This window comes from Motilimonas sp. E26, from assembly GCF_021278025.1.
Classification (GTDB): domain Bacteria; phylum Pseudomonadota; class Gammaproteobacteria; order Enterobacterales; family CBDFNC01; genus Motilimonas.
In genome coordinates, this window is the sequence record NZ_JAIBHJ010000016.1 from 41,149 (window position 1) to 54,093 (window position 12,945).

A 12,945-nucleotide genomic window follows, 5' to 3' on the forward strand; every position below is an offset into this window, starting at 1 on the left:
ATATTTAATGCAGTGTTAAATATTAATTAACGAATGAAATAAAACCTACAGCTGGTTCGCTTTACGATACGCCCCTTCATAATCAAATATTTTATCGCTAATCTGCCAAAAGTTCTTTTGCTTACGCGCAATCACAAAATCAGGTGCAATTAAGTGCTCGGCCTCATCGAGTACTTGTTGCAGCTGAGTAAACACCTTAGGCGCACTGCCTTGATCAACACGCCGACCAAATTGTTGATTAAAAATAAACGCCTGGCCTTTGTTCGCAAGGTTAAAGTATTCCTGCAGCTCTAAGCCCTCTTCATCAAAATAAGTGATTTTCAATTTGCCCTTATGCTCACTGCACACCATACCCGAGCATCGGATCACTAAGGCATCTTTTAACTTTAATGCTGCCTTTAACTTATCGTCTGGGTCCACCAAGGGCTGCTGACATTCGTGACACACCCGCGCGGCAATGTCATTTTCAGCATTACAATTAGGACAATTTTTAAAGCGAAAGCGAAAATCACAGGCTTCAATCGTGCCATCATCTTCTTCGAAAAAGCCCTGACAGCGCCGACCGAAATGTTCAGTCACCTTACCTGCGCCATCAGTACGGCCCCAAAACACATTAGCAAAGCCACATGCCGGACATAATACTTGCACTGGTTCCGTATCACTCGCAGGCTTTTTCTCACCCACTTCTGGCGCATATAAGTCATATTGATTACCCGCGTAATCAATCACTAAACAGTCTTCTTTACCCGGCGCTAAACGCAAACCCCGACCAACGATTTGCTGATACAGACTGACCGACTCGGTCGGGCGTAAAATAGCAATAAAATCAACGTGAGGGGCGTCAAATCCCGTGGTGAGCACCGACACATTAACCAAGTATTGAATTTGTTTCGCTTTGTAAGCTTGGATCAAGGCATCGCGCTCAGGGGTTGGCGTATCACCAGTGATCAAGGCGCAAGAATAGCCAGCCAGATAACCCGCAATTTCCTTGGCATGCATCACGGTGGCGGCAAAAATCATAATGCCTTGGCGCTGCTGCTGTTGGGCAAGCTGGGTAATGTGCTGCACAATGCTCAAGGTGGCGCGCTGCTGTTGTTTGAGCAGCAAGTTAACATCATCCGCCTTATATTCCCCATTGGCCGTGGCCGACAAACTAGAAAAGTCATACATGGCAACAGTTGCGTCAATTTGCTTGGGTGGAGTCAGGAACTTATTTTTGATCATATAACGCAATGGCAATTCATAAATGCAGCGCTCAAATACTCGCGGTTGATGGGAGCGTACAATGCCGTGATAGTGGTATTGATAAATCCAGCCTGTGCCCATGCGATAAGGCGTAGCGGTTAAGCCTAGCACTTTAAGTTTGGGGTTAAACTCACGCAACTTTTGGATCACTTGCTGATATTGACTGGTGTCTTGATCCGAAACGCGATGGCATTCATCAATGATCAACAACGAAAACTCACTGGCGAATGCCTCAAGGTTGCGCGATACCGATTGCACACTGGCAAAAGTAACTTGGTGTTGGGTGTTTTTTTGTTTTAAACCAGCGGAAAATATCCCCGCCGTTAAGCCATAGCTTTGATATTTCGCGTGGTTTTGCTCAACCAACTCTTTCACATGTGCCAGTACCAGCACCCGACGCCGCGCCAATTTTGCCAGCTCAGCAATCACTAAACTTTTCCCCGCCCCCGTTGGCAACACAATCACCGCAGGCGCATCACTGCGTCGAAAGTGATTCAGCGTAGCATCTACCGATTCTTGCTGGTAAGGGCGCAGGGTAAATTTAGGCATAAAAAAGGCTCAGTAATTAACTCAGCCTTATTATACCCAACTCGCGGCTTAGTGCAGAGTCGATATGACGGCTGCACGCCTTTGTTTGGCAAATTACATTTCTTTAAGAATAGCGCGAGCATCATCCATCAGGCGCTCACCATTCTCATCAACTAGCCACATTTTATTTTCGCCAATAAAAAACTGTGTACCACCTTCAATAGTGATGGTGTTACCTGCATCGTTCCAGGTAAATGGCGCAGCTTCAACAACCGCAACGCCCATTTTGCCAAGAAACTTACGACTAAGCGCATAAGTATTATTGGGCTTGAGCTCGATAAAAATCTCAATGCCATCACAATCATCACAAGGTAAAATCCCACGATACACGCCATTCCAATCCAATGACGAACGGGCGTTGGCAGCATCCACGACTATCATGGTTTCAGGTGCTGTCGTTTTGGTCTCTTGAGCCGCTTGTTTTGACTGACAACCAACCAGAGCTAATGCTGCTAATAACGATAAAAATGGCGCTTGTTTCATTTACATACTCCACAATGAATAACTGCGAACTAGGGTAGCATCTAAAGAACAAAATGCATTGGTCTGATCGCGCCAACATCATTGCCCCAAGCTCAGCCCTGCAATAAACCATGGCAGCGCTGTAGCGGTGATTATTTTGGCCGTTGGACTTTCTCAATAACGCTGATACAGACAACACTGATCACCGCCGCTAAGCAGGTAGAGACTAAAACATCTTGCGACCAATGCATACCCAGTAACATTCGGCTCAGTCCCATTGCCGCGCCCCAGCACAGCAAAATAATATTCAAACCAAGCGCACCGGATAATAATAAATAATAGCTCGCGGTGAGTACTAATGTGGTGGCAAAAATAGTGTGGCCAGAGGGAAATGCATACCCCACTTCATTGATCCAATGTTGTTGGATCGTCGGCGATATTTGGAGCGGCGGTTGGGTGGTTAATTGGGCGCGATTATCAGGGTGCTGATACTGCTCTAAAGCCTGCGCAACTAACGCGCTTCTCTGGCTAGAATGTTGATTATAAAACGAATAAAGATCAACAGGAGAGCCCATTTGGCTAGCAAGAAACGTAATGTTAGGCCGCGCTTCCGCAAAATACGATTTCAACTGATGATTTAATCCAAGGCTACTGAGCAAGCTAAGGGCCATGGCCGCTGTCATTCTTAGCCAGTTAGGTTTAGGAATGCAAAAATAGCTCACCGCTAAAAAGATCACCACAGTCATCACCGCATAAGGCGCTGTGCCCGTTGAGGTTAACAAATAAGTTGCGGCAGCAAACCCACTGGTTAAGTCAAGCCAAGGGAATAGCGCTTGATGCTCAAGCAATAACACACTGGGCGTAGCCAATAAAATCAACCAGATAACCAGCCAAGCCACGTACTTCATTTTGTTCCAAACCACAGCTGCCCCTTATTATTTATCGCCTTAAGTTTGAGCTTACTAAAACAATCACTTTGGCAACAGTCGGTCAACTTTGCAGATCGCTCGGGCCATCCATGGTCGCTCGGAAAAAGGCATCCCTGCCTTTTAACGTCTGCTACATTGACCACTGTTGCCTCATTTCAACTTATTGATCATTCATCAAGCCTGTTCTTACATGTGACCTTCTTGAAAAGAATGTCTATTTCTTCTGCTTTGTCATTAGTCCCCATTGATCGATTTTCATCATTCTCAAACTTATGCAATTGAACCATTAGAACCATCAACTCATCATATAATTCAGTAGAAATTATATACTTTGAAGCGAGTATTATATTCTGAGCTTCAATATGTTCTGAAAATTTAAAAGACATCCATTCATGCTGAAACTCCTTATGTAGCCGGTGCAGAGCTAAGGCTAGCCGATTCCTATCTTTCAGAAATATATTTTTTTTGTTTTCTCGCATAGCCCTGTAAGCGTAATACGTAGCAAAGGCCGCCGCTAAAGCGGATACAACTGAGGTAAAAGACTGCACATAATCGATAATCATTTTTAAAGCTCTCTATTTGATAGGCCAAACGAAGTTTCTTAATTCAGAATAAAATATGGCATTCTTAAAAACAACATATCAACAGCACTATTCTTTTAATAACAAAAACTTAAAATCAATTTTGATACCTAGATGTAAAACTAATTATTTTCAGTATTTTTGATAGTTGAAGCATTATTCAATCGGCAGACATAAAAAGGCAGGGACGCTTTTTGTTGAGCAACCAAGGGTGGCTAGCGCGATTTGCAGAGTGAACCATGCTTAATCTGGGGCTATCACCAAAACTAAACAGGGTTCAATCTAAAAGAGGAACTAACCCGCTACCGCCACCTCAGCAACTTGCTGCGCGGTGTAAATGTTTAACGCAGTTAACACTGCGCCCAACGAGGCGGTCATAATATCTTGATGCACAGCAACACCTAATACACGCGTGTCTTCAACCTTCACTAATAGATATGTAATCGCTTCTGCTTCCGCGCCCGAAGTCATGGCATGCTCAGCAAAATCAATCACGTCTATGGCTAGGCCCGTTTGTTGTTGCAAGCCATTAACAAAAGCATCTAGCGCGCCACGACCAATGCCTTCCACTTCTAATGCTGTTACCTCGCCTTGTCCTTGATATTCAAGCTTAGCTTTAACATGATCACTGTGCTTACGCTCAATGTGATAGTCACCTAACACATACGGCCCCGTGGTTGATAGATAAGTCGTTTTAAATAGATCGCTTATTTGATGCGCTGACACTTCTGCACCGGTTTGTTCGGCGGTTTTTTGCACCACGCTACTAAATTCAATTTGCGCCCAACGCGGTAATTGCACTCCTAATTCACGCTCTAAAATCCACGCTATGCCGCCTTTACCCGATTGACTATTAATACGGATCACTTCTTGGTAATCACGACCTAAATCCGTTGGGTCAATTGGCAAGTAAGCTACATTCCAAATATCGTCAGGCTGGCGTAATGCTAAGCACTTTTTAATTGCATCTTGGTGGCTACCAGAAAACGCAGTAAACACTAACTCACCAGCATAAGGATGACGTGGATGCACTGGTAATTGAGTACAAGCTTTAACCACTTGCACCACTTCATCAATATTGGAGAAATCTAACTCAGGATCGATGCCTTGGCTGTAAAGGTTCATCGCCATTGTCACGACGTCCATATTGCCGGTACGCTCGCCGTTACCAAGCAAGGTACCTTCAATGCGATCGGCTCCAGCCATGACGCCTAATTCAGCGGCAGCAACACCACAACCACGGTCATTATGAGTGTGTAAACTAATGATGACGTTTTCACGCTGCGCGACATGATTAATAAACCATTCAATTTGATCGGCATACACATTCGGCGTCGACATCTCAACCGTCGCTGGTAAGTTCAAAATCACCTTTTCCCCACCACTTGGCTGCCAAGTCGCGACTACGGCATCACAAATCTCCACCGCAAAATCCAGCTCTGTACCCGTGAAGCTTTCAGGCGAATATTGCAAGGTCCACTGGGTTTCAGGGTTTGCTTGTGCTAACGCTTTTACGCACTGTGTGCCTTTTACCGCAATATCGAGAATACCGGCACGATCAAGTTTAAATACTTGCTCACGCTGCACCGTCGAGGTGGAGTTATATAAATGTACAACAGCGCGTTTTGCCCCTTTTAATGCCTCAAAGCTACGTTCAATTAAAGCTGGGCGGGCTTGGGTCAGCACTTGAATGGTCACATCGTCAGGAATTTGGTCTTCTTCTATTAACCAGCGTACGAAGTCAAAGTCAGGCTGTGATGCAGCAGGAAAGCCCACTTCAATCTCTTTAAAGCCAACTTTAACTAACAAAGCCCATAACACTTTTTTTTGTTCTACCGACATAGGCTCAATCAGGGCTTGATTGCCGTCGCGCAAGTCCACACTACACCAGAGTGGAGCCTGACTAATCACTTGGTCTGGCCATTGTCTGTTAACCATTTTTATTGGTTGAAACGCTTTATATTTTTTGTGATTAAATGACGACATAAAAAACCCTTAGCATTGACTTATTTTGTGAAGAAGCACCAGTATAAATAGCCACACACGCAATGACTGCGCTATTTTTGATTCATTACCATCAATAGTCGCAATAATTCACCCTTATAATTCACATAGTTGGTAAAAATAGCCACAATAACCGAAATAGATTAAATAATTCACCCTAAACCAGTTATGCTCTACCTAACAGAATTTCAACCTTAACCTAGACAGCGGCCGACTCGAGGTCTAAAACCTTAATTAACCCGCTTCGATCAGCAATCAAACAAGGCTTTAACATGGCAGATGATGACGACATTCTAATTTTTGAGGATGATGAACCTGCAGAGGAAACTTTACACGCTAAATCAGCAGAAGGTCGCTATTGGAAAGTGATGATTGTTGACGACGAACAGGACATTCACTCCGTGACGCGCATGGTCACCCATCAAATGGAGTTCATGGATTTACCCGTTAAAACCATCAGTGCTTATTCGGGTGCCGAAGCAAAGAAAATGATCAAAGAAAATCCAGACACGGCCTTAATGTTCCTTGATGTAGTCATGGAAACAGACCATGCTGGTTTAGATGTGGTTAAATATGTGCGCGATGAATTACAAAATACCCAAACCCGCATTATTCTTCGCACAGGCCAGCCGGGGCAAGCACCAGAGCTTAATGTTATTGTTGAGTATGATATTAACGACTACAAAGAAAAAGCGGAGTTGACGTCACAAAAACTACGCACCACTATCTATGCCTCCCTCAGAAACTATCGCGATATACAGGCCATTGAGTTGACCAAACGTAGTCTTGAGTCGATGATAAAATACTCACATGAACTCTTACACGAACAAGCTATTCATGACTTTGCCACTCATGTATTAACGCAATTAACCACCTTACTGCATTTAGGCGATGACGCCCTGTATTATCGCATTGCGGAAAATACAGACGAACGAGAGGTGTTAGTGGGGATCGGAGAGTTTGCTGAATATTCAGATTTTAAAATCCATAAACTACCTGAATGTATCCAAGCAGAATTAAGCGAAGTACATCGCACTCAAAATAGCCTATATTATGGCGATCGTTATATCGCTTACTTCAGAACCGAGGAAGGCTCAGAACATATACTTTATTCGCGGGGCAAACCTCGCCATGAGTTTTCTGAGTACGACCAGCATTTAATTGAGGTGTATTGCCATCACGTGGCAACGGCTTTTAGTGTATTTAATCGCAGCGATCACAAAAAATAACCTCTTACTCAGTAAATATATGGGTTATCCCTGATAGTGAGGTAGCCCTATTCTTCATATAGTGTCAGCATATCATTATCACAGGATGCAATTATGGCTCACATTATTTTCTGCGCTGACTACGACAAAAAAACACAGCAAAAGCAAAGAGTAAGAAAGGAAATTGTACTGACACATCAAGACCCGAAGGGACATTGTTTCCACGCCAGCTGTGATATGCAAGAACAAGAAATTGTGTTCACTTCCCTCTGGGAAAATAACGCAACAACACAGGTTGGACTGTAACAAATAGCTTGCGCAGCAATAAATAGCTTTCGCACTGGTCAACACACAGATAAAAAAGCTATATTTATTTTATATTTTCACTATTAAGAAATAATAAAAGCTTATGTTGCTGCGCTTTGCACTATCAATATTTTTTTTATTCTACTTTTCATTAAGTGCATACGCCCACGCCAAAATTGTAATTAAGGTTGGCGGTTATCCTTTCTCTCCTTATGTAACCAAAGCGCCTGATGGCACCTATTCCGGCTTAACGTTAGACGTACTTAAGCAGCTAAATAAAATACAAGATAAATACGACTTCACTTTTGTTTCAACGTCAAGCCTATATCGATATCAAGCCTTCAGCCGTAACCGTTTTGAGTTAATCTTATTTGAAAATAAAATGTGGGGCTGGCAACACGTCAACTTTTACACCATTCCGCTCCCACTCGATGACGGCGAAGTGTATATCACACAGAATAGACCCGATCGTAACCAAGATTTTTTCGAGGACCTAAAAAGTAAAAAGCTGGTTTTAGTCGATGGTTATCATTACAACATTACCCGTGATATCACTGATAAAGCTTTGCTCAAGAAAGAATTTGATGTTTCGTTCGTTAACAACAATCACGCCAGTATCGAGGCAGTATTAAGAGAGCGAGGCGAAGTTGCTCCTGTTACTTGGTCTTACTTGCAATTTTATTTAAAACAACACCCTGAAAGTAAAAAATTATTATTAAGTTCAAAGCGCTGGGATCAGCGCTACCAGCATCAAGCTTTGTTGAGTCATCGAGCACTTATTTCACAAGATGAATTGCTTGGATACTTTCAGCTACTTGAGAGCAGTGGCACTTTGGATAAGCTGGCTAAAGACTACAATTTATCGCGCAAAATACACTATAGGTCGATCCCTTTAAGGTAAGGGATACCAACTAAAGCGATATCCACTGGTTTCACTGCCTATTCTTGATTAGACTGCAGCTTATTGAGTGGATCGCCATTCATACCATCAAGAAAGAGAATTGGCATGCGTCTAGATAAATACTTATGTGAAACCACCAAGCTGTCTCGGGCTGACGCCAAAAAAGCGATTCTACGCGGCCGAGTAAAAGTAGCGGATGCACTGATCACTAACCCAGCACAAAAAATAGATATCACAAAAACCGTGTTATTTGATAGTTCCCCCCTAACATTAACCGGCCCTATCTACATTGCCCTACATAAGCCACAAGGCTATATCTGCTCGACCCAAGATGAAGTCCACCCTTGTGTGCTAAACCTCATAGAGCATGAGAAAAAAGATAAACTGCATCCAGCAGGTCGACTCGATGTGGATACCACAGGCTTAGTGCTACTCACCGATGATGGCCAATGGTCACACCGCGTTACCTCGCCAAAGAAAAGTTGTGCAAAAACTTATTTTGTGGCGCTAGCTGAACCTTTACGCGAAGACGCGGTTGAGCGCTGCCAAGAAGGCATAATGCTTAATAATGAAACCAAGCCAACGCTGCCAGCCAAACTTGAGATGATTAGTCCAACGCAAGTAAAAATCACCTTGCAGGAAGGCAAATATCACCAAGTAAAACGCATGTTTGCGGCGTTAGATAACAAAGTGATTGGATTGCATCGCGCCACTATTGGCCACGTTGATTTAACAGATTTGGCGGAAGGAGAGTGGCGTTATTTAACCGCCCAAGAGATGGCGCAATTTTAATTTAAAGACGCGCGAACACTTATGCTCGCGCGCATAAACAGACATTGACGGTTAAGAATCGCTGTCCACATACCCGGTAGCGGGGTTGGGACCATAGCTAAATTTCACTCGGGTTTGCTCGTAAAGCATGGTTTCCACTTTTGCCAGAAAGGCTTCAGCTGCGGCATGGGGCTTATGCTTAAACATAGCTTCTATCGCCATACGCATGCCCTGGGCCTCAGGCTCCGCCTTATATACCTCCCCGGTACGGATAAACTCAAGATACGCATTAATCTTACTTTGCAGCGTAAATAAGTGTACATCCTCTTCATCCCACTCAAGGGCATCTAAAATGGTCAGCACTAAGGTTTCGTTTTCCTTGTCGATGCTCATCAAGTCGACTTTTTCTAACTGCTCTACACTCATGTTAACTCTCTACTGCTTGTAAACTTTGCACGACTATTAATTCACACAGGAATATTATCTAGTTCACTGCCTAGATAATACGCTCATGTTATTTCTCTACCGCTTGTAAACTTTGCACGACTATTAATTCACACAGGAATATTATCTGGTTCACTGTCTAGATAATACGCTCATGTTATTTCTCTACCGCTTGTAAACTTTGCACGACTATTAATTCACACAGGAATATTATCTAGTTCACTGTCTAGATAATACGCTCATGTTATTTCTCTACCGCTTGTAAACTTTGCACGACTATTAATTCATACAGGAATATTATCTGGTTCACTGTCTAGATAATACGCTCATGTTATTTCTCTACCGCTTGTAAACTTTGCACGACTAATGCTGGAATATTATCTAGTTCACTATCTTGCCTAAAATGTTCAACCACTGCATCAGCCATTTTAATTAAACTTGCTTGCTGGTAACCATCTGACTTTACTTGCTGATACAGCTGCTCTAAAAAGCCTTCTGCGCCAAGGTGCCGCCATTGTGCTAAATGCACCAATTCTCGGCAATGCAGAGACCAATCATCAGCATACTCACGCAATATGTAGTAGCCGTGGGCATATGAAATTGAACGCAAATTTTTCGGCATAAACTGCTGCGCCAACATGCCTTTTAGCCCAGTTAAGTTTGGCAATGGCAAGGTGTCCACCACCATGAACGCGGTTTGCTGTAAATACGGCTCAGGAAAATAGCCCTTCAAGTAAGGCTTCAATACTGCGCAACCATGTAATTCGTCTTCATGCTCACGCGCGAGAGTTTGCATCCAAGTTAAAATTTGCTCTGTCACGTTTACTACCTATTGGTTGTCATCGGCATCGACTTCTTCGTCCCAATCATCTTCAGCAATTAAACCTGAAGCTAACGCCGCTTCTTCGACTAGCGCAGCAAAACCCAAACTAAAATCAGGCATGAGGCCATACATCTCTTGGCTAAAAGTTTGTAAATCGCCATGATCTTGAAATTCGGCAATGGCTTCTGCGTTGGCTTTACTGGCAAAAAAACTCAGCGTCATATAAGCCATCGAAAATGCTTCAAATAAATCTTCATCTTCCGGCAAAGCATCCATGAGATCTTGGGCATAAAAACCACTGCCTACCGCAAAGCCTAAGCACCATTCGTGTAGCGGATGCCCTGCAAGAAAGTTAGCTTCACAGCCCGCCGAAAATTCTAATTGTTGCGGCAGCTTCATGCCCTCTTCATAAACTTGATTACCAATTTGATTGTGTAACGTAATCAAAGCAAATAGCTTGTCTTCTGCTATATCTGCAGGTAATTCACCACCTAAAATCTGACTTAACCAAACATCGGTTTCTATTGGCTTGGGGGCGCAAACCAAAGCGAATAAAAACCCTTTTGTCGCCATCAACGAAAAAGTGTTATTAGGTGTTTCGGCGCTGTTTAACCAGGCTGATAGTAATATTTCGTCTTGCTGGCTGAGACTTGAAGCTAGTTCCACGTTATTCAATCCAAAAATAGTGCGGCGGCAATCAAATAGCCACCGAAAAATACATGATAATGGTTGGGCCTAGAGCGCCAACTTAGTCATAAATAGTAGGTATAGGCTGACGTTTGTGCTGAGTACGTTGGTAAATTGCAATCAACTTTGCCTCTATCTCAGCTGGCACCGTTTTACCTTCTAAAAAGTCATCAATTTGATCATAGGTCATACCAAGAGCCACTTCATCTTCAAGTTGTGGTTTTAGAGACTCCAAATCAGCGGTCGGCGCTTTATTTACTAGCAATTCTGGCGCGCCCAAGGCGCTCGCCACTGATCGCACTTGGCGTTTATTTAAACCAAATAAAGGGGCTAAATCACAAGCGCCATCACCAAACTTGGTATAAAAACCAGTAATGTTTTCGGCGCTATGATCGGTTCCAACCACTAGCCCGCGGGTCAAACCGGCCACTTCATATTGCGCCACCATGCGTTGACGCGCTTTCACATTACCTTTTACGAAATCAACGGCCCCTTCTTCCGGCAAGTTCAAACCCGACGTCAGCAAGCCCGCGACACTGGCGGCATGTAAACCTTCAACGGCATCTTTAATATTAACCGTGACACGCTGACTTGGTTGAATGAAATCTAAAGCTAATTGCGCTTCATCTTCATCTTGCTGCACACCATAAGGTAAGCGCATGGCGATAAATTGGAAATCGGAACCGTCTTGCTGCTGATTTAAACCTTCAATAGCGAGCTGGCACAAACGGCCTGCAGTGCTGGAGTCAACACCGCCACTAATACCAAGCACTAAGCTTTTACAACCAGACTGAGTTAGGCGTGACTGGATAAATGCAATGCGTCGATTAATTTCAAACTCAACATCGATTTCAGCCTGAACCTTCATTTCAGCCAATATTTGCGCCTTCATACTTGTATCCTTTATTGCAGCTAACGATAAATAGGCAACAAATTTAGCATTATCGAGCCACTGGGCAAAGCTTGGCATGAGCAACTCAGGCCTAAAGAGGCCAATTATTGTGCTAAACGCATAAAACATAGCAAGTTTATCGCTGTAATCTCTTTACCAAATGGATAAAAGTAACTAAATTTCATATAAGTACCTGTGCAATACTTAAGATATCTATTTAACCAAGGGCGAAAAAATGATTGGCACTATCGAAGTATGTTGTTTTCGACTTCAGCAAGGACAGCTACAAGTTTTGCTGTCTAAGCGTAAAAGTGAGCCTTACCTTAATCAATTTGGCTTAATCGGAGGGGGGATCCAACCAGCAGAAGATACAGATATTCGCGACACGGCCACCCGCATTTTGCAACAACGAGCCCACATAGAAAGTGCCTATCTAGAGCAAGTAAACACCTTAGCCAATAATCACCGCGATCCAAGAGACTGGTCAATTTGCTGCTTATTCTTGGCTATTATTACCCCCGAGCAAAAAGTATTTACCCACTGTAAGTGGATCAATGTGTTTGACTTAATTAACTCAAAAGTTAATTTGGCATTTGACCATTTATCCTTAATCCAACAGGCGCTATTGCGTTTAATAAGCAAATCTCAATACACCAGCCTGCCCGTGCATTTTTTTCAAGATCAATTTACCTTGCCTGAACTTCAGGACGCTTTTGAAACTATATTACGCAGCAAATTACCTAAAGCAGCTTTTCGGCGCCGCATGAATCGCCCTGATATTTTGGTCGAAACAGGAGAAAAAGACCGAAGCCAAAACCGTCCGGCACTGCTTTATCGCGGTGCAGAGCAGCATTTGTTGGTTCACTTTGATCAGTTAATGAAGGGTCACAGCACAATTCATACCGAAGTAGAAACATCGATTTAGTTCAAAAGTTAGCCGATTACTATGTCGTAAATTAATAAATAATTAAACCAGATAAGTTTTTGCCTATATTATTCAGAATAGACACTTTGGCTATGCGAGTGAAAAATTGGATTTATCGGTCACACAAGTTAATGAGATACAAGAACGGCTCGAACAGTGCCAACAATCAAGCGAGTTGA

At 43.2% G+C, this 12,945-nt stretch carries 14 protein-coding genes; 5 read left to right on the top strand and 9 right to left on the bottom strand.

Annotated elements, in window-relative coordinates:
• Positions 1–45: 45 nt before the first annotated feature.
• The 5 genes from K1M91_RS13840 to leuA form a co-directional block, all read right to left on the bottom strand.
• The gene (locus tag K1M91_RS13840; RefSeq protein ID WP_232802631.1) at positions 46–1,794 is read right to left on the bottom strand and encodes a DEAD/DEAH box helicase; all 1,749 of its coding nucleotides are present in this window, start codon (positions 1,792–1,794) and stop codon (positions 46–48) included.
• 93 nt (positions 1,795–1,887) lie between these two features.
• Complete coding sequence (locus K1M91_RS13845; RefSeq protein WP_232802632.1) at positions 1,888–2,316, bottom strand: copper resistance protein NlpE; 429 nt, start codon at positions 2,314–2,316, stop codon at positions 1,888–1,890.
• Between the two features lie 131 nt (positions 2,317–2,447).
• The gene (locus K1M91_RS13850; protein ID WP_232802633.1) at positions 2,448–3,218 is read right to left on the bottom strand and encodes a phosphatase PAP2 family protein; all 771 of its coding nucleotides are present in this window, start codon (positions 3,216–3,218) and stop codon (positions 2,448–2,450) included.
• 173 nt (positions 3,219–3,391) lie between these two features.
• Entirely contained in the window at positions 3,392–3,787 is a 396-nt protein-coding gene (locus K1M91_RS13855; protein ID WP_232802634.1) for a hypothetical protein, read from the bottom strand.
• A 312-nt stretch (positions 3,788–4,099) separates the two neighbouring features.
• Positions 4,100–5,791, bottom strand: coding sequence for a 2-isopropylmalate synthase (gene leuA, locus K1M91_RS13860; protein ID WP_232802635.1), 1,692 nt, complete (start codon positions 5,789–5,791; stop codon positions 4,100–4,102).
• Between the two features lie 290 nt (positions 5,792–6,081).
• Between leuA and K1M91_RS13865 the strand changes: the two genes are divergently transcribed.
• From K1M91_RS13865 to K1M91_RS13880, 4 genes are all read left to right on the top strand, one after another.
• Entirely contained in the window at positions 6,082–7,038 is a 957-nt protein-coding gene (locus K1M91_RS13865; RefSeq protein ID WP_232802636.1) for a DUF3369 domain-containing protein, read from the top strand.
• 93 nt (positions 7,039–7,131) lie between these two features.
• Positions 7,132–7,323 carry a hypothetical protein gene (locus K1M91_RS13870; RefSeq protein ID WP_232802637.1) on the top strand — a complete coding sequence of 64 codons (192 nt, stop codon included), beginning with the start codon at positions 7,132–7,134 and terminating at the stop codon, positions 7,321–7,323.
• A 103-nt stretch (positions 7,324–7,426) separates the two neighbouring features.
• Entirely contained in the window at positions 7,427–8,224 is a 798-nt protein-coding gene (locus K1M91_RS13875) for a transporter substrate-binding domain-containing protein (RefSeq protein ID WP_232802638.1), read from the top strand.
• A gap of 105 nt (positions 8,225–8,329) precedes the next feature.
• Positions 8,330–9,016 (top strand): pseudouridine synthase, encoded by a 687-nt coding sequence (locus tag K1M91_RS13880; RefSeq protein ID WP_232802639.1) that lies wholly within the window; start codon positions 8,330–8,332, stop codon positions 9,014–9,016.
• Positions 9,017–9,067: 51 nt separating this feature from the next.
• On the opposite strand, the gene K1M91_RS13885 is transcribed toward K1M91_RS13880, so the two are convergent.
• The 4 genes from K1M91_RS13885 to nadE all read right to left on the bottom strand — a co-directional run bounded on the left by K1M91_RS13885 (position 9,068) and on the right by nadE (position 11,841).
• Positions 9,068–9,421: a DUF6572 domain-containing protein gene (locus K1M91_RS13885; RefSeq protein ID WP_232802640.1), complete on the bottom strand. Its 354-nt coding sequence runs from the start codon at positions 9,419–9,421 to the stop codon at positions 9,068–9,070.
• 349 nt (positions 9,422–9,770) lie between these two features.
• Positions 9,771–10,259: a hypothetical protein gene (locus K1M91_RS13890; protein ID WP_232802641.1), complete on the bottom strand. Its 489-nt coding sequence runs from the start codon at positions 10,257–10,259 to the stop codon at positions 9,771–9,773.
• 9 nt (positions 10,260–10,268) lie between these two features.
• Positions 10,269–10,928 (bottom strand): UPF0149 family protein, encoded by a 660-nt coding sequence (locus tag K1M91_RS13895; RefSeq protein WP_232802642.1) that lies wholly within the window; start codon positions 10,926–10,928, stop codon positions 10,269–10,271.
• 82 nt (positions 10,929–11,010) lie between these two features.
• Entirely contained in the window at positions 11,011–11,841 is an 831-nt protein-coding gene (nadE, locus tag K1M91_RS13900; RefSeq protein ID WP_232802643.1) for an ammonia-dependent NAD(+) synthetase, read from the bottom strand.
• A gap of 235 nt (positions 11,842–12,076) precedes the next feature.
• Here nadE and K1M91_RS13905 point away from each other — a divergent pair, with 235 nt between their 5' ends.
• Positions 12,077–12,766 (top strand): NUDIX domain-containing protein, encoded by a 690-nt coding sequence (locus K1M91_RS13905; protein WP_232802644.1) that lies wholly within the window; start codon positions 12,077–12,079, stop codon positions 12,764–12,766.
• The last annotated feature ends 179 nt before the right edge of the window (positions 12,767–12,945 follow it).

Excerpts from the sequence above, each read along its gene's own strand:
- K1M91_RS13840 (WP_232802631.1), bottom strand. The coding sequence starts at position 1,794 with ATGCCTAAATTTACCCTGCGCCCTTACCAGCAAGAATCGGTAGATGCT.
- K1M91_RS13845 (WP_232802632.1), bottom strand. The coding sequence starts at position 2,316 with ATGAAACAAGCGCCATTTTTATCGTTATTAGCAGCATTAGCTCTGGTT.
- K1M91_RS13855 (WP_232802634.1), bottom strand. The coding sequence starts at position 3,787 with ATGATTATCGATTATGTGCAGTCTTTTACCTCAGTTGTATCCGCTTTA.
- leuA (WP_232802635.1), bottom strand. The coding sequence starts at position 5,791 with ATGTCGTCATTTAATCACAAAAAATATAAAGCGTTTCAACCAATAAAA.
- K1M91_RS13865 (WP_232802636.1), top strand. The coding sequence starts at position 6,082 with ATGGCAGATGATGACGACATTCTAATTTTTGAGGATGATGAACCTGCA.
- K1M91_RS13870 (WP_232802637.1), top strand. The coding sequence starts at position 7,132 with ATGGCTCACATTATTTTCTGCGCTGACTACGACAAAAAAACACAGCAA.
- K1M91_RS13875 (WP_232802638.1), top strand. The coding sequence starts at position 7,427 with ATGTTGCTGCGCTTTGCACTATCAATATTTTTTTTATTCTACTTTTCA.
- K1M91_RS13880 (WP_232802639.1), top strand. The coding sequence starts at position 8,330 with ATGCGTCTAGATAAATACTTATGTGAAACCACCAAGCTGTCTCGGGCT.
- K1M91_RS13885 (WP_232802640.1), bottom strand. The coding sequence starts at position 9,421 with ATGAGTGTAGAGCAGTTAGAAAAAGTCGACTTGATGAGCATCGACAAG.
- nadE (WP_232802643.1), bottom strand. The coding sequence starts at position 11,841 with ATGAAGGCGCAAATATTGGCTGAAATGAAGGTTCAGGCTGAAATCGAT.
- K1M91_RS13905 (WP_232802644.1), top strand. The coding sequence starts at position 12,077 with ATGATTGGCACTATCGAAGTATGTTGTTTTCGACTTCAGCAAGGACAG.